18 protein-coding genes and 1 pseudogene are annotated in these 18,659 nt (G+C 54.0%); 5 read left to right on the plus strand and 14 right to left on the minus strand.

Annotated features, from left to right (window positions below):
- The 3 genes from H627_RS18375 to H627_RS0112970 form a co-directional block, all read right to left on the minus strand.
- The coding region (locus H627_RS18375; protein WP_035441070.1) for a helix-turn-helix domain-containing protein at nucleotides 1–221 on the minus strand (221 nt) is incomplete at its 3' end.
- 96 nt (nucleotides 222–317) lie between these two features.
- Nucleotides 318–1,745, minus strand: a complete 1,428-nt coding sequence (locus H627_RS18380; protein ID WP_035441072.1) for an alpha-L-fucosidase — start codon at nucleotides 1,743–1,745, stop codon at nucleotides 318–320.
- Nucleotides 1,746–1,942: 197 nt separating this feature from the next.
- Entirely contained in the window at nucleotides 1,943–3,094 is a 1,152-nt protein-coding gene (locus H627_RS0112970; RefSeq protein WP_027829294.1) for an ArgE/DapE family deacylase, read from the minus strand.
- 171 nt (nucleotides 3,095–3,265) lie between these two features.
- Between H627_RS0112970 and H627_RS19460 the strand changes: the two genes are divergently transcribed.
- The 4 genes from H627_RS19460 to H627_RS0112990 all read left to right on the plus strand — a co-directional run bounded on the left by H627_RS19460 (nucleotide 3,266) and on the right by H627_RS0112990 (nucleotide 7,444).
- Nucleotides 3,266–4,219 (plus strand): DUF805 domain-containing protein, encoded by a 954-nt coding sequence (locus H627_RS19460; RefSeq protein WP_051225435.1) that lies wholly within the window; start codon nucleotides 3,266–3,268, stop codon nucleotides 4,217–4,219.
- Between the two features lie 152 nt (nucleotides 4,220–4,371).
- Complete coding sequence (locus tag H627_RS0112980) at nucleotides 4,372–5,334, plus strand: DUF805 domain-containing protein (RefSeq protein ID WP_027829295.1); 963 nt, start codon at nucleotides 4,372–4,374, stop codon at nucleotides 5,332–5,334.
- A 94-nt stretch (nucleotides 5,335–5,428) separates the two neighbouring features.
- The gene (locus H627_RS0112985) at nucleotides 5,429–6,403 is read left to right on the plus strand and encodes a DUF805 domain-containing protein (RefSeq protein WP_027829296.1); all 975 of its coding nucleotides are present in this window, start codon (nucleotides 5,429–5,431) and stop codon (nucleotides 6,401–6,403) included.
- Nucleotides 6,404–6,472: 69 nt separating this feature from the next.
- On the plus strand, nucleotides 6,473–7,444 hold the full coding sequence (locus H627_RS0112990; protein ID WP_027829297.1) for a DUF805 domain-containing protein: 972 nt from the start codon (nucleotides 6,473–6,475) through the stop codon (nucleotides 7,442–7,444).
- Between the two features lie 493 nt (nucleotides 7,445–7,937).
- On the opposite strand, the gene H627_RS0113000 is transcribed toward H627_RS0112990, so the two are convergent.
- From H627_RS0113000 to H627_RS0113040, 9 genes are all read right to left on the minus strand, one after another.
- Nucleotides 7,938–8,405, minus strand: a complete 468-nt coding sequence (locus H627_RS0113000) for a GNAT family N-acetyltransferase (protein ID WP_035441074.1) — start codon at nucleotides 8,403–8,405, stop codon at nucleotides 7,938–7,940.
- Nucleotides 8,402–9,280, minus strand: a complete 879-nt coding sequence (gene citG / locus H627_RS0113005) for a triphosphoribosyl-dephospho-CoA synthase CitG (protein ID WP_027829299.1) — start codon at nucleotides 9,278–9,280, stop codon at nucleotides 8,402–8,404. Before citG ends, H627_RS0113000 begins: the two co-directional genes overlap by 4 nt.
- Nucleotides 9,267–9,830 (minus strand): citrate lyase holo-[acyl-carrier protein] synthase, encoded by a 564-nt coding sequence (citX, locus tag H627_RS0113010; protein WP_027829300.1) that lies wholly within the window; start codon nucleotides 9,828–9,830, stop codon nucleotides 9,267–9,269. Before citX ends, citG begins: the two co-directional genes overlap by 14 nt.
- A gap of 92 nt (nucleotides 9,831–9,922) precedes the next feature.
- Nucleotides 9,923–11,464, minus strand: a complete 1,542-nt coding sequence (gene citF / locus H627_RS0113015) for a citrate lyase subunit alpha (protein ID WP_035441076.1) — start codon at nucleotides 11,462–11,464, stop codon at nucleotides 9,923–9,925.
- Nucleotides 11,451–12,365, minus strand: a complete 915-nt coding sequence (citE, locus tag H627_RS0113020) for a citrate (pro-3S)-lyase subunit beta (RefSeq protein WP_027829302.1) — start codon at nucleotides 12,363–12,365, stop codon at nucleotides 11,451–11,453. The genes citF and citE overlap by 14 nt, the downstream gene beginning before the upstream one ends.
- Before the next feature lies 1 nt (nucleotide 12,366).
- Complete coding sequence (gene citD / locus H627_RS0113025; protein ID WP_027829303.1) at nucleotides 12,367–12,660, minus strand: citrate lyase acyl carrier protein; 294 nt, start codon at nucleotides 12,658–12,660, stop codon at nucleotides 12,367–12,369.
- Nucleotides 12,650–13,699: a [citrate (pro-3S)-lyase] ligase gene (gene citC / locus H627_RS0113030; protein WP_035441079.1), complete on the minus strand. Its 1,050-nt coding sequence runs from the start codon at nucleotides 13,697–13,699 to the stop codon at nucleotides 12,650–12,652. The genes citD and citC overlap by 11 nt, the downstream gene beginning before the upstream one ends.
- A gap of 6 nt (nucleotides 13,700–13,705) precedes the next feature.
- The gene (locus tag H627_RS0113035; protein ID WP_027829305.1) at nucleotides 13,706–14,680 is read right to left on the minus strand and encodes an AEC family transporter; all 975 of its coding nucleotides are present in this window, start codon (nucleotides 14,678–14,680) and stop codon (nucleotides 13,706–13,708) included.
- Nucleotides 14,681–14,743: 63 nt separating this feature from the next.
- Entirely contained in the window at nucleotides 14,744–15,892 is a 1,149-nt protein-coding gene (locus tag H627_RS0113040) for an NAD(P)-dependent malic enzyme (RefSeq protein WP_027829306.1), read from the minus strand.
- A gap of 165 nt (nucleotides 15,893–16,057) precedes the next feature.
- Here H627_RS0113040 and H627_RS0113045 point away from each other — a divergent pair, with 165 nt between their 5' ends.
- On the plus strand, nucleotides 16,058–17,014 hold the full coding sequence (locus H627_RS0113045) for a sugar-binding transcriptional regulator (RefSeq protein WP_027829307.1): 957 nt from the start codon (nucleotides 16,058–16,060) through the stop codon (nucleotides 17,012–17,014).
- Between the two features lie 87 nt (nucleotides 17,015–17,101).
- On the opposite strand, the gene H627_RS0113050 is transcribed toward H627_RS0113045, so the two are convergent.
- Both H627_RS0113050 and H627_RS18390 read right to left on the minus strand, forming a co-directional pair.
- Nucleotides 17,102–17,311: a hypothetical protein gene (locus H627_RS0113050; RefSeq protein WP_027829308.1), complete on the minus strand. Its 210-nt coding sequence runs from the start codon at nucleotides 17,309–17,311 to the stop codon at nucleotides 17,102–17,104.
- Nucleotides 17,312–17,484: 173 nt separating this feature from the next.
- A pseudogene (locus tag H627_RS18390) lies at nucleotides 17,485–18,351 on the minus strand (ABC transporter permease); the annotation flags it as partial.
- Between the last annotated feature and the right edge of the window lie 308 nt (nucleotides 18,352–18,659).

The raw sequence follows: 18,659 nt of genomic DNA on the forward strand, positions 1-18,659 counted from the left end.
CTGGAATACGTCGTGCGCTTACGCTGTTGGCGTCGCGGTGCTCGTTCCTTAGGGACGAGTCCGGCTGCTCCCCATTGTTTATACTTCTGTACCCATTGACTCAATGCTTCCTTGCGCGGCCCTCCGGATCGCTGAACATCCATGAGTGACTGGCCAGACAGTACTCGATTAACGAACTCAATCTTGTCTTCCAAAGAGTAACGGATTCCCTTCCGCCGCATAAAAAAACTCCCTTCTGGGAGAACAGACCTTTGATTATTTGGTCTGTCCACCCTGAAGGGAGTGTACCCGGTGCCGGATTGCGGGTATTTTTCTGTTTAAGTGAGTAAGTTGCCGCCTAAATAACGCAACGTCGGGAATTGGCGGTACTGCGTGAAGACCAATCGGACCGCTTGCACGGTCATTTCAGGCATACGCGCAATGCGCTGATAACCAACCGTGCCAATCGTGGCGACAGGCTCCCAAGCCGTCGTGCCAGGCCGCTGGACGGCTGCTTGGACTGTTTCGATGTGCTGACCGCGGCTGATTTCTTCTTGCAGAACCAGGGCATTCAACGTCACGGGGTGGGGCAGCACCACTGTCACGGTGGGCGCGGAATCATCTGCTGCCGGCTGCCAGTATTCCGATTGAGTACTGTGCGTGAACAAAGAACCGGCCGGCATCCCCTGTTGAACTGATGAGAAAGTGACTTGCCCGCCAGCCAGCAGATTTTCCTGTTGAAAAGCATGGACTTGGCGACCCAAAGCGGCCAGTACCGCAACATCCGGCTCAGCCAATTGACCGCTGGGCATAGGCGGCAGGTTCAATAACAACGTCGCGTTGCCGCCAACGGCCTGCTGGTAAAGAGCAAACAGCGCATCCGCCGATTTCACCGCCGTGTCCTGGTCGGCATGATAAAACCACCCCGGCCGAATAGACGTATTGACCTCCGCCGGATACCACACCAGCGGACCGGTATAGTCAGCTAAAGCCTGGCGGCTGCCCAGGTCGTCATCCGCTAACGTATATGTTTGGGCAAAGGCCGCATCATCGGCTTTCTGCGACCGGTCCGCCGTCTTTTCGGTATCCCGAAGCCCCGCCGGCACCACACTCCACTCATCGGTCCGGGTATGACCTGCTTCATTGCCCACCCAGCGAACATCAGGACCAGACACGGCAATCACGGCCTCCGGCTGATAGCGGCGTACCGTTTCATAGATCCGTGTCCAATCGTAGTGCTGTTTCTTACCGTTTGGTCCTTCGCCATTGGCCCCATCCAGCCAGACTTCAAAGATCGGCCCGTACTGCGTCAGTAATTCAATGAGCTGGTTAATGTAGAAATCGTTATAGGGTGTGCCCGTCCCATAAGTGGGCTCGGCCCGATCCCAGGGCGACAAATAAATGCCGAATTTCAACCCAAACTCCCAACAGGCCTGGGCCGTCTCCGCCACCACATCCCCCTGACCATCCCGCCAGGTCGACTGGGCCACGGTGTGGTCCGTATAGCGGCTGGGCCACAGGCAGAAGCCGTCATGGTGTTTGCAGGTCAGAATCAAGCCGGTCATCCCTGCCCGTCGTGCGGTATCCGCCCACTGGCGCGGGTCCAGGTGCGTTGGATTAAATAATGCCGGCGACTCTTGCCCTGTCCCCCATTCCTGGTCGGTGAACGTATTCATGCCAAAGTGGATGAAGCCATAGAATTCCTGCCGCTGCCACGCCAGCTGCCGCGGAGCGGGGACAATCCCTGCTGCGTAATCAATGTCCATTCGTTTGCCTCCTCATTAATCATGCTGAGTATAGCAAAAAAGAAAGCGCTGTACTAACTGAGCAGGAAAAAAGAGACCTCAGTCGTACGAGGCTGCGCAATTTGCCGCAAACAGCGTTGGCATACGCAAAAAACAAGACACTACTAACGCAACGAGAATATCCCATCAACGACACTACGTGAGGGCAATGCCCATTATTAATCAGTCAAGTAATGTTCAAACACCTGCTGATACAAATCACAGAATTGCAGGTACATCTTCTTCGGCACAGATTCATTCACCTGATGCGGCGTGTTATTCCCCGGGCCAAAAATAATGAACGGAAAGTCCTGCGGCTTGCCCGCTAGCAGATTGGACGCGTCCGTAACCGGGGCAATGCCGCCGCGTTTCAATTCTTTACCGCTGGCCTGCTTGCCCAATTCCGCCACCAGGTCGGCGAGCTTTGAATCGCCCTGCACTGCGCGGGAGGGTTGGGACATATACACGTCCATATCAATCTGGGCGCCATCTTCCTTTTGAATAGCTACCAACCGCTTCAACTCTTTCGTGACTTCAGCGTTGTTAGACTCAGGAATCGTCCGGATATTCACCTCCGCGATGGCTTTATCCGGAATCGAGTTCACCTGCTGGCCACCATGGATAATGGTGGTATTAAACGTCAGCGGCCCCAGCAGCTCGTTGGTCTGCTGGTTCATCTCTCGGAAAAGATGGTTGCCGTCTTGCAGCAGTTGCAACAATGGGTCAATGGCGTTAAACCCTTGCTCCGGCATAGAACTATGCGCCGCCCGACCATGGGATGTGAAGCGGATATCCATGGAACCCTTGTGGGCGTGAGCGACGAACCAGCCGGAAGGTTCGCCGATCAGCAAGGCATCAACATCCTTCATATAACCAGCATCTAAGAAATGCTTCGACCCCAGCTCACCGACTTCTTCGCCCATGGTCGCCATCAGGCGAATCGTGCCCTTTTCTGGTTTGCCCTGGGCGGCCAATTCGATCATTGCAATGACCATCGCGGCGAGACCGCCCTTCATGTCCGTGGCGCCGCGGCCAAAGAGCTTGCCTTGGCGTTCAGTCAATGTGAATGGATCGCTGTCCCAATCGGTTTTGGTCCCTGGATCAACGACATCCATGTGTCCGGAAATTGCCAGCACCGGCTGGCCGTGGCCAATTTCTGCCACTAGATTTGCCCGATCGCCGGTCACGGGCAGGACCTTGCTTTCGATCTGGTGGCTGGCCAGCAGCTGCTGCAGGTAGTTGGCCACTTGCAGCTCGTGTTCATTCACCGACGGAATGGCCACCAAGTCCTTCAAGATTTGAATCCGTTCATCTTCGTTAATGATAGACATAAACAATCGCCCTCCCACTTACCATTGTAATGGTTTAGGCGGCTATTAGGCGGGTTTTACGTTAATTCGGCCCATCTTTTATCGTCTAACAGTTTCGTAAGGTCCAAGTCATCTTGATTGCGTTTACATTCCTTGGCGTCCACACTTGAGGCAGAAAGAGGGGTGTTTGGGATGAACACGAAAAAGGGTTTTGTCGCAGCTTTTAAGGACTTTTGGTTCCGTGCTGGCGACTTCCGGGGGAGCAGTACCCGGGGGCAGTATTGGTGGATTTTTCTGATCAATTTTCTGCTTGGATTGGTCTTTGTAGTTGCCTTAATTGGTGGTGCGTTGTCTTCTTTCATGGCGATTGGTCCGAATAGTAATGTCAATCCTTTCCATCTATTCGGTAACGTTGCCGGGGTCACCTTTATCCTTCTCTTATTCTGGTTCCTCTATCAGGGATTGCCCAGCTTGTCGTTGGTCATTCGCCGGTATCGGGATGCTGGGGTCACCCCTTGGGTATTGCTGCTGACTGAGCTGGCGCCGGGCATCATCCTCGCAATTGCAGGCCGAAACACAACCGGACAAGTGATCGCCGGACTCTTGCGGCTGGCCGATTTAGTCATTACCCTGCTGCCTACCCGGCATCCGGTCCCGGCCTGGACTACACGGCCGAATGAGGATAGCCGGACAGTGAGCATGGTCGAGGCGATTCCAGACTTCTTCCGCCGGGGCGGTGTCTTCAGCGGCCGGTCAAGCCGGTCTCAATATTGGTGGATCACGCTATGGGGCGTGATTATTGGTATTGCAATCACGGTCATTTCCGTTCCATTCACTGTAATTTCCGTTGTCAGCAGTCTGAATTCTGCATCCGGTGTGCCAGACCTCACCGGCTTCTTCATGTACCTTGGCGTATTGCTGGGCTTGACCTCCCTGATTTACCTGCCGAATCTCACATTAACCGTACGCCGCTTCCGGGACGCCGGTGTTAATCCCTGGTGGTATGGGGTGCTGTTCATCATGCAGCTTGGTGCCAGTGCATTCATTGCCGGCAGTAAACAATTCAATTGGGGCTTCATTATTGTCGGCATTCTCAGCATTGTCCTCCTTGTGATTACTGTATTGCCGACAAAGCAGTCAGCCTAATCAATAGATCACTTGCTCCATTGCAAAGGTTTTGGCAGCCTTGCGGGGAATTTAACAGCTGATTCGGCTAGTCTTCTACTTCCTAATCGTTTTAGTACAGGCCGTTTTGGACATTGGCGTCCACGGTTTAGCAGAAAGACGGGTGTTTTACAATGAACACGCAAAAGGGTTTTGTCGCAGCTTTTAAGGATTTTTGGTTCCGCGCTGGCGACTTCCGGGGGAGCAGTACCCGGGGGCAGTATTGGTGGATTTTTCTGATTGATTTGCTGTTGGGAGTGGTTCTCGGTATTGCTGTCGGCGTATTGACCGTAGCGACACTGGCCGGGGTGGGTTCGTCAGGGACCCGCTCTCCCCTGCAATTCATGGGCTCCGCCGCTGGCATACCGTTTATTGTGGCCCTTGGTATATTTCTATTTCAAGGATTACCCATGCTCACCCTCAGCATTCGCCGCTACCAGGATGCCGGGGTGACCCCTTGGCTGTTACTGCTGACCTGGTTGGCACCGGCCTTGATCACTAGTTTGAGCGGCCGCAACGTGGCGGCGCTCATTATTGCCAGCATTCTTTATCTGATTGGTTTTATCATCATTCCGCTGCTGCCAACTCGTCACCCAGAGCCGCAGTGGTCGACTCGTCCCAATGAAGACGGTCAAAAAGCGAGCATGCTGAGTGCGATCCCCGATTTCTTCCGCCGCGGCGGTGTCTTCAGTGGCCGCTCCAGTCGCTCTCAATATTGGTGGATCATCTTGTGGTCCGTCATTATTGGACTGGGAGGATTTATTCTGATGATGATCGGTTCGATCTTCTTTCTTGTCCTCGGCTCCCATCCTGGCCGGATGGATGTTGACCTGTCTGGTTATTATGCATTTCGCAGTATCTTCGTCTGGTTAGCATCATTGGTTTATTTACCCAGTTTAACTTTAGTCATTCGCCGCTTTCGGGACGCTGAAATCAATCCTTGGTGGTATGGGGTACTCACGTTGTTGCAGGTAGTCGTTTCCGTCGGGCTGATTCTCAGCAAACAATACGCGGCCTCTTGGATTGCCACAGCTGTTATTCTTGTCATTGAAGTCATCATCACTGCGCTGCCGACGAAACAGACGGCCCATATATGAGCCCTGCCTTACAGTCTTGTAAGACCTCACCTGTTTCCATTGCATCACACTTGTTTGGCGCTCACAATTTGTCAGTGAAAGGCAGGTGGTGGCGATGAACTCCCAAAAGGGCTTTGTCGGCGCATTTAAAGATTTCTGGTTCCGAGCCGGAGACTTCCGCGGGAGCAGTACGCGGGGACAATATTGGTGGATCGTTTTATTAAACTTCTTGATTGCCCTCGTCACTGTCGGCGCAATTTGGTTAGCTATCTACATTTTTAGTTTCGGCACTCATGAAATTGGTCCGGGTCTGCCCGTGCAACTCTTTGGCGGCACCGTCGGCGTCATTGTGGTCGGATTGGTGGCTTGGTTCTTCTATCAAGGGCTGCCCAATTTGAGTTTAACCATTCGCCGGTACCGAGATGCAGGGGTCAGCCCTTGGCTGTTGCTGGTTACCTGGCTCGCACCGATCGTGATTATGCTGATTGCGGGCAATAACCTGATTGGTTGGATCATCGTGCTGGTACTGGGCACTATTGATCTAGTGGTCAAATTGCTGCCCACCCGCCATCCCGTGCCGCTCTGGTCGACCCGGCCGAATGAGCCGAGCCGCAAAGTTGGTATGGGCGGTGCGTTGGCCGATTTCTTCCGGCGGGCCGGCATCTTCAGCGGCCGCTCCAGCCGGTCTCAATATTGGTGGGTATGCTTGCTGTCGATCCTCATCAGCATCGTGATCATGGTGGTGACCATGGCCATTGTGCCGATGATCATTTTTCTAGGCGTGCAAGGAGCTTCCGGTGCAGTCGGTGATGTGCCGAATCTCACCCGTTATTTTCTAGTTTTGGGCCTCTTGATCGGCCTCGGGTCTCTCATTACCCTGCCCGAGCTCACCCTATTGCTTCGCCGGTTCCGGGATGCCGGGGTGAGTCCTTGGTGGTACGGCGCTTTATGGGTGATGAATGTGATCGTCACCTTAATCATCGCCAGTGACAAGGCTATCGTTTTTGCTTGGATCGTGCGGATCGTCCTTTGGCTGGTGGAAGTTGTGATTACCGTTTTGCCAACGAAGAAATCTGGTCGGGACGTGTAACTTCTATTCAACAGGTCCTAGGAAAGCCGCAACTCGCTGGATGCAATTTTTAAAAGGGGTGTCTTCGAGATGAACACACAGGTAGGCTTTGTTCACGCATTTAAAGACTTCTGGTTCCGCGCCGGCGACTTCCGCGGCAGCAGCACCCGAGGCCAGTATTGGTGGGTTTTCCTAATGAATACGCTGATCGCTGTTGCCGGGCTCATTCTATTGTTGGTCAGCGGCGCGGCTGCCGGATTCCTGGCCTGGGATCAGAATGATAATCAGCCGCTGGAATACGTTTTTGGCGGTTTTCTGGGAATTGTCGTCGTCCTCATCCTGGAATGGTTCCTATTCCAAGGGTTGCCAAGCTGGGCGCTGCTCATTCGCCGGTATCGGGATGCCGGCGTCAATCCATGGCTGCTGTTGATCACCCGCGTCGTGCCCATCTTCTTGACTGGCTTGGCTATTTCCACGACAGCGGTGCAAATCACGATTGGCATCTTGTATCTCGCCGACCTTGTGATTAAAGTATTGCCCACCCGTCACCCAGTTCCGCTGTGGTCCACCCGGCCTAATGAGGACGGCCGCCGGGTCGGTATGGTCGGTGCCATCCCTGAATTCTTCCGCCGGGCAGGCGTCTTCAGCGGCCGGTCCAGCCGGTCCGAGTACTGGTGGATCGTCTTATGGGGGGTTATTATTGCCGTCATCTCACTGATTGTTGCGGTTCCGTTGATCTTATTTTCAACATATGCCGTGACGACCACACTTTTGGACCCGGGTGCTGGTGCTTTCCGCGTGTTGTGGTCGACAATCGGCGTCGTATTCGCTGTGAGTTCCTTATTTGCTTTACCGCAATTCACTTTGCTCCTGCGTCGTTTCCGGGATGCTGGAGTGAGCCCGTGGTGGTACGGGGTGTTATGGGGCGCTCAGTTAATTACAGCAATGATTGTTGCAAACTCGCGCACCATTGCGATTGCGTGGATTGTTTACTTTGTTCTGTGGCTGATTACACTCATTATCACGGTTCTGCCTTCGAAGAATCCAATTGATAACCACTGATCACAGGCATCGAATTTGCGACCATCGACATGATGGTCATATCTATTTCTATTTCTCGTCTTTTTCTGCGTAATTTATCTTTGCAGCAGGAAAGGATGAATCATGCAATGATGATTGGTTTCCACGGTACGACCTATCAGAACGCTCAGGAGATTTTGCGGTATGACTTTGACGAAGAACGTTTTCCAACTTGAACAAGCAATTTAGGTGACGGTGTTTATGGCTATATTGACGCACCAGAGATGCCTTTTGATTCAGCTGCGTTTTTGGCAAAATTATATGCCTAACTGAAAGCACAAATGGATACTCGTGGAATTTCTCGCGTGGCTGTTATACAATCCGAATTAAGCACCGCTCCCCATGATGTTTGCGACTTTAACGATGGTGATAATGCCATCCGCTTTATGGCCGCAAAAAACTCGGAACGTTACATTCACAGCATAAGCTAAAAAGGGCCAGCAAACCGGAGGATAATGCCGATTTGCTGGCCCTTTTAAATTACTTTCGCCATGATCGTATTACCGATCCTGACACCATCCCGCTCCACAATGTTCGCCCGCACAACTTGATATCCGTGCACCTTGAAAAATGCCAACGCCGTGTGCGACGCGGCCACCGTGATCCGGTGCACACCGCGGTTGCGGGCATGCTGTTCCAACACATCGACCAAATGGCTGGCAATCCCTTGGCCTTGATGCGTCGGCGCTACATAGACGCGATCCAGATACCCCGCCTGGGTCATGTTAGCGAACCCGACGATGCGGTCGGCACTGACGGCCACCAGCGAGTCGTCCTGAAACAGCGGTGCGCACCACGCCACCGGGTCGATGCCAGTCTCCGGTGCCCAAGCAGCTAATTGTTCCGGCGGGTAATCCCGCCGGGCCACTTGATGCACGCTGGCGATGAACACCGCCACGATGGCGGCTTCATCACCATGCTGAATGGAACGCCACTGAATCATGTCTGGTCCTCCTCGTGAAATGGCAGCCAATCAAACACGAGCGCCAGATAGATGGTCAAAATCAACAGATCCGCACTGCCGCCCAAACTCAAATTGCGGTCAATGAACGTGGCGTTCAAATCGGTGAGAAACTGCCTGCCGGCCGCGGTTTGAGCACCGCCCAGCTGGAAATAAGCGGCAGTTTGGTCATGAACCCAGGGAATAATATCCGCCGTGCCGGCCCGTTTGATCACATTACTGTCCCGGGTATGGGCGACGATTACCATGAAGGTGTCCAGCAACCGGGTATTCCGATCACCGGCTGCTTGCGTCCGCAAAAACGGCAACGCCCATTCGGTTACCGCGGGAAAGCCGGCCTCGGCTTCGCCACGGATACCGGTGAAGCCGTATTTCAGATATTCCCGTTCCCCAGCCGTTAATTCTGCTGGGGATTTTTCCTGCACGCCAGCGAAATCATTAGCCGTTAAACCGGCCAGCATTGCCTGAACGGCGCGGATGATGCGGTTCACTGTCAGGACCGCATCTTGCTGCATCGTCCAGGCAGTCGCCGCCACCAGCACACCAAGGGAAAAAATTGCGCCTTTATGCGTATTGATTCCCGCCGTCGCCGCAAGCATCGTCTTCTCTGCCTGGACCCCCACTGGCCGAATAGCGTGAAATAATCCGCGCAAATCGGTCTCCGGGTATGCGGCGCCAATTTTTGCGACTTGTTCAAAATATGGCCGCAGAGCAGTCGCACTGTCCACAAATGTGAAGACATCCATATCCCGATGGGCCCCCGCACTCACCGGATCGACCAACCCCGGTTTCGGGTTCACCAGCACTTCATAGATCAACGCGCGTTCCGCGAGCAACGACAGCTCACTTACCTGCATGGGCCATATCCTGATTAAAGTAGGTAAAATAGCGGCGGCTGATCTCCGCTTGCAATTCAGCGACACTGTGCCGGCGGGACCGGGCGCACTCCTTGGCCGGCCGGCCGCAGATCAGGCAGCGGCGGGCCGGATAACCCAAATCCTGGCGGGATAACGGTTTTTCTTTCGTGGCCAAGGTGAGCGCATCCACATCAAAAAGGCGGCCCAGGGCATACTGGTCCTCAAACTGAATCGCCCGCTCCTTCGCCGCCCTGACCGGCAGGGCAACAACCCAGAAAGCTTCTGGACCGGTGGGCTTATGCCACTCCGGCTGGACCGTCACCGTACCCGTCGGAAACAGGGCGTGCAGTTGCCGAACACCTGCTGCAAACAGCTGCTCCAAATGATCATTATTCTTGATCGGCCCCGGAATATTCAGCTTAGTGGCCAAAATCGTACTGTCCGGATAGTCCGCCATGAGCTTATCCTGATACGCCACCCGGGCATCCTTATTGGCCAGCACTGCCATAATATCCTCGTCTGCCCCCTGATCGAAAATCGTCTCTGCCATGATGTCACCTTTCTTCCTTGCTACCAATTATATACAATACGCGCCGGCACTGGTGATCAGCAGCACCGACGCGTATTTAAAAGTGTAACAGATTAATCCTTAACCTGATTGATCACATCAATCAAACTGCCGTCCCGGTATTCCACCAGGGCCACCGGCCGATCCGTATACTCAATCGCCTTGGGCTTGCCCACAATAGCCTCCGCCTTGGCGGCCAGCTCTTGAATCGTGAACACCGGCACACCCGGAATATGGCTCAACGCATCAATGAGATCCTTGCGCCGCGGATTGATGGCAATCCCAATCTCGGTTACCACGACGTCAATGGATTCGCCCGGCGTCGTAATGGAGGTCATCTTCGGTACGATGGTTGCCAAGCGGCCCCGAACCAGCGGTGCGGAAATGATCGTCAGCTTCGCCGTGGCAGCATCTTGGTGCCCGCCAACAGCGCCCCGCAGAACACCATCGGAACCGGTCAAGACGTTGACGTTGAAGTCCGTGTCGATTTGCAGCGCAGACAGGATCACGACATCCAGCTTATCAACCATAGCGCCCTTGTTGAAGGGATCTGCATACCAGGAAGCATCAATTTCCTGCTGTGCAGGGTTAGTATGCATAGAATTTGCAGCGCCTTTATCGAAGTCTTGGACGTCCATGACTTTCTTCACGAGACCCTCGGCCAGTAAATCAGTGGTCGGCTTGGTGATTCCGCCTAAGGCGAAGGACGCCTTGATGCCCTTGTCCAGCATCGATTGGCGTAAGTACCGGGTCACGGCCAGCGCGGCACCGCCGGAACCGGTCTGGAACGAGAAGCCATCCTTGAAGTATTGGGAATGGGTAATCACGTCGTTGACCATTTGAGCGATCTTCAATTCCTTGGGATCCTTGGTAAACCGAGTTGCGCCCGAACCAATCTTGTCTGGATCACCAACTTGAGCAACCTTAACCACATAATCGACCTGGGTCTGGTTAATGGAGGCCGGCGTATTCGGGTAGTCCACCAGATTATCGGTCAGCAGCACGACTTTGTTGGCGTACTTGGCATCCATCAGGGCATACCCCAGAGAACCAAAGGCAGCATCGCCGGTCATACCGTTGGCATTGCCCTCCGCATCTGAGTTCGGCACGCCAAGGAAGGCCACGTCGATCTTGATTTTGCCGGTTTCAATCGCCCGGGCCCGGCCGCCATGGGAACGGAAAATCACGGGGCTCTTTAAGGCACCGTGGGAAACCGCATCACCCAGGGAACCGCGCATGCCGGAACTAGTGATGTGGGTGACTGTGCCAGCCTTAATTGCCTTGACGACCATGTCGTTCATGACGTTGGTCAAAGAAGACGGGGCCAGGGTCAGATCTTTGATACCCTGATCAATGATCACCTGCATCACTTCATTGAAGACTTGGTCGCCCTCCCGCAGATGGTGGTGGAAGGAAATCGTCATACCGTCTTTGACCTCGGCCTTGACGACATCGGCGATGGAATTAACGACCTTGTTCTCGCCAAATTGGGCACGCACTTGAGGAGCAACCCGTTGACTGACGGGGTTGCCCAATTTTGCCCCCGCATAGGGTTTGTAATCATACTGATTCAAAATGGAATCGGGAATATCCACACCGACATTATTCTTCGACATAATTGCCCTCCTCGTCTACTAAGTGTGACGCCTTGGCTAAGTTCATGACCCGCTGGGCCCGCAGAGCCACTGGCCGATCGACCATTTGGCCGTTCAGGGAAATGACGCCGGAACCCTTCTCGTGGGCTTCTTCAATCGCTGCAATGACTTGCTGTGCAGTTTGAATCTCCGCCTTGGTTGGTGCATAGACTTTGTTGATCACCGCGATTTGCCGCGGATTGATGACGGACTTGCCGTCATAACCCAGCTGGTGAATAAATTGCGTCTCGCGAATCAGGCCGGCTTCGTCGTCCAGGTTGGTGAATACCGTATCGAAAGCCGCAATACCGGCGGCCCGAGCAGCATGTAGGATAACGTTGCGGGCATATTCCAGCTCGCGGCCATCCGGGTACCGGTGAGTCTTCATGTCGGTAGTGTAGTCTTCGGCGGACAACGCGATCCCAATCATCCGGTCGGAAGCGGCTGCGATTTCGTTGGCGTTAACCACGCCCTTGGCACTTTCGATGGCCGCCATCACGTGGGTGGAGCCCTCTTCTCGGCCAAATTCAGTCTCGGCAGAGGCGACATCGTCCACTAATTCCTTGATCATGTCGGCTGTTTCAGTCTTCGGCAGGCGAATGACATCAATACCCGCCTTAACCATCGCCCGAACGTCATCCTTGTAAAACGGGGTGTCGACGCCATTGACCCGGACGACCTTTTCAGCGTTGCCGTAGTCCACTGTCTGCAAGGCTTCATAAACCAAGTCCCGGGCGGCATCCTTTTCCTTCAAAGAAACGGCATCTTCCAGGTCAAACATGATGGAGTCGGCGCCGTAGATCCCAGCGTCCTTCAACATGGCCGGGTTGTTGCCGGGGACGAACATCATCGTCCGGCGTAAACGTTCTTCAGTCTCTGCCATATTAAAGCACCTCCCAAGCAGGTTCTGTCTGTTCCAATGCCCGTTGTGCGGCCGCAATGGTCCGCGCCTTGATCACACAATCCAAGGCCCCTTTATCCACAGCCTTGACCAGCGCATTGTCAATCTTGAAACCAGTCAGTGTATCAGTGATAACCTTTTTAATTTCGTCACCATATTGGCTGGCAACAGCGGAATCCAAGTCGATCTGAATTCCACCGGCCGTTGCCGGCGACAGGGTGATCTGGATGTCAGAAGACTCCAGCGTCCCTGCCAGTGCAGTTTTTTTAATTTCCACGAATATTCTGTCCTTTCTCAATTCGCTTCAGTAACTCAGCGTAATGATCCTGAATGAACTGCCATGTTGTTGGCGGTAAGAAATCCTTGACGGTGGCCAGTTGCGCCTCCGCAATGGCTTGGCGCACCTGGGTAGCGGTGACCACCGTGCCCGCCTCTGTGAGACGCGGCACGACGATCAGCTGCACCGCTGGCGGCAGTTCCTGGGCCAGTACGTCATTGTAAATGGCGGTGGTGTGGGACTTGGGTTCCTCGCCGACGTAGCGTTTGGTGATGTGCAGCGTCGGCGCGACCCAGTTCCGGAACAGCCGGGCGTCTAAGGTGGTCTGATAGCGAATAACGTCATCCCCGGATTTCAGAAAATACGCAGGGAATGTGGCATAGCTGACCATATAGTCGCCGCCAGGATAGACGCGCACGTTCTTCAAGTCCGCCAGGCCCGCCTGGACCAGCTGCATCCGTTCCGCGCTGGTGAACAGCGAGCGGTCGGTGGACACCACGAAAACATCCACGATGTCGTTTTCAGCCGCCGCTTTTTCCACCAAATAGCGGTGACCGCGGGTGAACGGATTAGCATTCATCACGATGGCCGCCACGTGTTTGGCCGCTTGATCGCCGACGCCGGGCAGTTGCGTGAGGTATTGCTTAATCCCCGGCATGCCCGCTTCCAGCAGCACACCAACGTCTGTTTTGGCCAGTGTGGTGAAACCCACGTGACCAAAGCTGGCTTCGTATTGCGGCTTCGTGAACACCATCATGTGGCTATGACCGGCCAGCATCAGCCGGGATTGCAGCTCAGAGACGACCTGATTAAAGTTCGCCCCCGGCGTGTCGCCCTCGTCCACCGCAATGAACTTGAGGACGTTGCCGGCAATGGCCCCGGTACCCACTAAGCGATCGCCGTCATAAAGACCAATGACACTGTCCACGCTGGCAATCTCCGCATCAGAGAAGCCGCTCAAGCCGTGGGCGGCGAGAAAAGCCAGCCATGCTTGGCGCACACCGGGCACCCGTAAATGGAGATCACGAATATCAGCCATTGGCGATTAACCCAGTAAAACCATGATGATCGGCACGACCACCACAAAGAGCACAGAGGCTGACACGACGATGTTGGTCGCAAACTTGACGTCCCCATGATAGGTCGTGGCCAGAATCGGCAGCACGGCGAACGTCGGCGTGGCCGCCTGGATGATCAAGGTCTTCTGGAAGACCGGGACCATCCCTAAGCCGGCTTTGACGCCGGCAGCAATCAGCAGGAACATGATCACTGGCGCCAGCACGAACCGGCCCAGCAGCGTGACGACCACGTTGCGGTCAAACTGCATGTTGCCGATGCCGAAGCTCTTCAGCATAATCCCGATGTAGATCAAGGACAACGGGGTCACCAGGGCGCCAACATCCGTCAAAGTCAAAGTGACGAAGTTGACCAGCAAATGGGTCCGCAGCCAGGGAATGTAGATGAACGGCAAAGCCACAATGAAGCCCCACAGCGGTGTGGGAATCAAGTGGTGCCAGTCCAATTTCACTTTAGCCGTGCCATCAGCACCAACCGTGGGATCGTCAGCGGCAATGATCCAAACGCCGATGGTCCAAAGCATAACGGTGTTGACAATGTAGTAGACCAGCAAGTACGGAATGGAACTATCACCGAACAGAGCCTGGTTCAACGGCATCCCGATGAAGACCGTGTTGGCAAAGTTCATAGCGGTCATCATCAGACCGCGCTTACCCTTGGGTACCTTCAGCACGCGCACGACTAACCAAGAAATCAACAGGCCAATCGTGATGCTGACAACACTATAGAGCAGGCCGACCGACAATTTAGCCAGCTGCTCCGGCTTGAAGTGGTTCATCATCGACATAAAAATAGATGCCGGTAAAGCCACTTGCATGATCAGTTTGGAAAGGGCGCCGGAGAACTTCTCGTCAAACCAGCCTTTTCCTTGGGCGAAGTAGCCGACCGCAATCATGATCATAATGGCTAGAACGCTTTGGATCGATGTCCAAAAGATTTCCATAATAACTTTTTCACCCCATCATGGCGCCCGACCGAGTGCAGTCGGACGCCAGTGTTCTATGTTTTATTTTTGAGTCTTGGCGTAGTCCTCTATGCCCGCCGTCACAGCATCAACGACACCTGCGTCAAACACGCCGGGCACAATTTTTTCAGCGGTCGGCGCGGTAATCAAACCGGCGAGCGCCTCGGCAATTTTAGTCTCCAAGTCAACATTCACCGACTTCAAGCCGCTCCTGAGCAAACCACGGAACAAACCGGGGAAGGCCAAAATGTTGTTGACCTGATTCGGGTATTTGCTGGCTCCGGTGGCAATAACCGCAGCCCCCGCCGCTTTGGCTTCGGCTGGATCAATTTCCGGAACCGGATTGGCCAAGGCAAAGATGATCGGCTGAGCCGCCATTTTCTTCACCTGTGCCCCAGTCAGTACATGGGCATCGGACAACCCGACAAAGGCATCGGCCCCGTCGATCACCTCGTCCAGCGTATCGCCGGCGGCGCTGGTCACTTGGCCGGCCAATTCCCGCTGGTAGCTGTTGTACCGGTCATCATCAGGCTTAACGACACCGTGGATATCCACCAGGGTGATGTGCTTGATGCCGGCCGCCAGCAGCAATTTCGCGGTGGCGATGCCGGATGCGCCGACGCCGGTCAAAACGATCTTCAAATCAGCCAGCGGCTTGCCCACGACTTTAGCGGCATTGATCAAGCCGGCTAAAACAACGATGGCACTGCCCTCTTGGTCGTCATGATAGACCGGAATGTCCAGCTGCTGCTGCAGCGCATCTTCAATGGCGAAGCACCGCGGCGCCGCAATATCTTCCAGATGGATCCCGGCGAAGCTCTTCTGGATGTTCTTGATCGTGGCGACGAACTCATCAATGCTGACCTGTTCCACTGCCATGGGGATCGCATCCACGCCGGCCAGTTCCTTATACAGCAAGGCTTTGCCCTCCACAATGGGCAGCCCGCCAGCCGGGCCGATGTTGCCCAAACCGAGCACGGCACTGCCGTCCGTGACTACCGCGACCAGCTTGCCGCTGGTGGTATAAATATCCTTTTTCGCTGGATCAGCTTCAATTTCTTTGGCCAACCCGGCTACTCCGGGCGTGTACGCCTTACCCAAGTCTTCGCGGTTATTGACCGCCAGTTCCGGCTTGATGGACAACACGCCAGTGTGGGCACTGTGCAGCTGTTCTACTTCATTTTCTGCCAAAAAAATGACCTCCTTATTGACCCATTATCTTCCGTTCTCAACGGTTCCCTATTATGCCACTGTGTTTTTTATTTTTCAAATTAAAAGGCTTAATTTTCAAAATTGAAAATTTATGCCAAATAAATGGTATAATGGTCGGGAATTTAAAGAAAGCAGGTAATGCATATGGCGACACCGGAACATCAGGCCCTCCTCACCGCCATCGCTCAAGATTATTATTTTTCCCGTGCTTCAATCAGTGAGCTCGCGGAGAAATACCATGTTTCCCGCTATTTCGTAGAAAAATATCTCCACGAAGCTCAGGCCTCCGGTTTAGTGACCATTACCATTCAAGCCCCCACCACCCGCATTCAAGCCCTGGAACTGCAATTCCGGCAGGCTTTCAACATCCCCCACATTGCAATTATCAAAGATGCCGCCAACCCGACCCAAACCGCAGAACACGTCGTCGCCTATGCGGCTCAGCAAAGTCAAAATTTGATCCGCACCCAGCACGTGGTGGGCTTGACCTGGGGCGGAACGATCTACAACGTGATCCAGCATTTTGCCGCGGACAATCAGCCAGAGCTTCTGTTTACCCAATATCTGGGGGAAAACATGAAATATCATTCCCGCGCCGGATCGACCCGGATGGTGGAAATGGCCGCCAACAAGTTCAGCAGCAACTATCGGACCCTGGTCGGCCCCTTGTATGTATTCGATCCCGCTGCCCGCCGACTACTCAGTGCTGAACCCGCCTTGCAGCCTACGCTGGCACTGGGGTCCAAGATGGACATGCTGATCACCGGCATCGGCACCATGGACTCCATTGATTCGATTCCTATTTGGCATGAACAGCGGGAGAAAATCGTGCCGGGTGAGCGCATCGCGGACGTTGCCGGGGTCATCTTTGGTCGGCCGTATACTGTGGCCGGCGACTTCATTAACCCGGATGACGTCCCCGTACTGGGCATTCCTTTGGCGCAAGTCATGGCCGTACCTCGCCGATTCGCCATTGTGACCAGCAAATTCAAGACTCGGGCGACCCTCGGCGCTTTGCGCGGCGGCCTGCTCACTGATCTGGTGACCAGCGAAGCAGTTGCCAACCGTATTGTCGCCGAAGCACCGGAATTACAGAAATAATTTGCTCACGGATAGTAAAGGCGGCCCAAGAACCAGAATTCGTATTCTGATCCTTGGGCCGTTTTATTGTCTGGACAAATCGGGGCGCTACCCGATTGGTTGATGTTTTCTAGTGCTTCTAATCTTTTTGAGCCCCATTTGGGGATTTGCTAGTAGAATGCCGGTCACTGTCAGCGTGATACCCAAGCCGGCAAGCCACAAATAGGCAATTACTGGACCGGGGATGCCAATGAGGGCAGCTAACCAGGCCGCACTGAGCAGTACGAGGCTGGCCAGTGTTAAATCACGTTCACGCATCGTTTGTCACCTTCCCGAGCCATTTTAGCCTATTGGCCACTTGCGCTTAACGTTATGGTATCAAAGCAGCTTAAAGAAAAAGGACCTAAACCAGTCACGATATTGTAAAAGCGGCATCATCACCGGAAGATTCCGGTAATGACGCCGCTCTGTTTTTTACTGCCTATTTAAAACTACTCGGTTCTCAACGCAATCGCAGCATCCTTCTTCGCCGCCATCCGCGCCGGGATATGCCCGCCGAGGACGGTGAGGATCGTGGAGACAATGATCAAAATCACCCCGTGGATCGGGTTGAGGTGGGAAACGTTGGCTAAACTGGTGATGTTATACAAAATGATGTTGATGGGGAAGGTCGCCAGCCAGGCGATGAATACGCCGAGGACCCCGGCACCGACGCCGAGAATTACGGTTTCGGCGTCAAACACCCGGGTGATATCCTTCTTCCGAGCGCCCAGGGCTTTCAACACCCCAATTTCCTTCGTCCGTTCTAGAACGGAGGTATAGGTGATGATGGCGATCATGATCATGCTGGTCACCAGGGAAATGCCAGCGAAGGCCACTAGGACATAGGTGATGGCGCTCATCAGGCCGCCAGTCAGGCTGGACACCGTGCCGGCCAGATCGGTGTAGATGATTTTGTCGGCCTTGCTCTTGCCCTTGTTGTATTTATCCAGATAAGTCAGGATCTTATCCTTATCATCGAAGTTATTCGGATAAATTTGAATTGCGGCCGGAATCTTGTCACCGCCCAGATAGGCGAGCAGCGTCTTCTTGGTGCTCGCCGTCAAGGTCTCGTTGGTCATGACGTTGGTGTCGCTGCTCTTTTGGGCGGCCACAATAGCGGAGTTCTTATTCTAACCAATGATTTCACTGCTCAGCCGATCCGAATACGCAATCCCGCTGGCCAGCATGCCATCGGACTTCTTCGACCGCACCCGGAGCACGCCGGTGATCTTCAACGTCTTCGTGTTCTTGGCGGTGGCCATATCGTTGTAGTCTTTCTTCGGAATGAAGTTCCCGGTGGGCAGTTTTTGATAGTAGTCACTGAAACTTGAAAGCTGGAAATCACGTTAAACATGCGTGGTTCCTGGCTTTTTTGGCAAAAAAATAAGCGCAGACTCTCCTGCGTTGTATACTTGATTCGACCAAAAATCTGATACAGAGGAGAGCCGCGCCATGAATATTATAGAACATACACGGACTGAATTGGGACTTAAGAACATCATTCTTCGTTTTTCGTCACTCGTGGGCTTGAGCAAGCTGACAAAAAAGGCGAATTTTAGAAGACGCTCATCAATTTCACTGACCAAGGTGCTGGCATGGCTGATCCAAACCAAGTTTTTGGGCC

The organism is Schleiferilactobacillus harbinensis DSM 16991 (assembly GCF_000425885.1).
GTDB classification, from domain to species: Bacteria; Bacillota; Bacilli; order Lactobacillales; family Lactobacillaceae; genus Schleiferilactobacillus; species Schleiferilactobacillus harbinensis.

Coding starts and splice junctions, on each gene's coding strand:
- H627_RS0113050 (WP_027829308.1), bottom strand. CDS start 17,311: ATGCGTGAACGTGATTTAACACTGGCCAGCCTCGTACTGCTCAGTGCG.
- H627_RS0112990 (WP_027829297.1), top strand. CDS start 6,473: ATGAACACACAGGTAGGCTTTGTTCACGCATTTAAAGACTTCTGGTTC.
- H627_RS0112980 (WP_027829295.1), top strand. CDS start 4,372: ATGAACACGCAAAAGGGTTTTGTCGCAGCTTTTAAGGATTTTTGGTTC.
- H627_RS0112985 (WP_027829296.1), top strand. CDS start 5,429: ATGAACTCCCAAAAGGGCTTTGTCGGCGCATTTAAAGATTTCTGGTTC.
- H627_RS0113045 (WP_027829307.1), top strand. CDS start 16,058: ATGGCGACACCGGAACATCAGGCCCTCCTCACCGCCATCGCTCAAGAT.
- citF (WP_035441076.1), bottom strand. CDS start 11,464: ATGTCGAAGAATAATGTCGGTGTGGATATTCCCGATTCCATTTTGAAT.
- citE (WP_027829302.1), bottom strand. CDS start 12,365: ATGGCAGAGACTGAAGAACGTTTACGCCGGACGATGATGTTCGTCCCC.
- citG (WP_027829299.1), bottom strand. CDS start 9,280: ATGCAGGTAAGTGAGCTGTCGTTGCTCGCGGAACGCGCGTTGATCTAT.
- H627_RS0112970 (WP_027829294.1), bottom strand. CDS start 3,094: ATGTCTATCATTAACGAAGATGAACGGATTCAAATCTTGAAGGACTTG.
- H627_RS0113035 (WP_027829305.1), bottom strand. CDS start 14,680: ATGGAAATCTTTTGGACATCGATCCAAAGCGTTCTAGCCATTATGATC.
- citX (WP_027829300.1), bottom strand. CDS start 9,830: ATGGCAGAGACGATTTTCGATCAGGGGGCAGACGAGGATATTATGGCA.
- H627_RS18380 (WP_035441072.1), bottom strand. CDS start 1,745: ATGGACATTGATTACGCAGCAGGGATTGTCCCCGCTCCGCGGCAGCTG.
- H627_RS19460 (WP_051225435.1), top strand. CDS start 3,266: ATGAACACGAAAAAGGGTTTTGTCGCAGCTTTTAAGGACTTTTGGTTC.
- citC (WP_035441079.1), bottom strand. CDS start 13,699: ATGGCTGATATTCGTGATCTCCATTTACGGGTGCCCGGTGTGCGCCAA.
- H627_RS0113000 (WP_035441074.1), bottom strand. CDS start 8,405: ATGATTCAGTGGCGTTCCATTCAGCATGGTGATGAAGCCGCCATCGTG.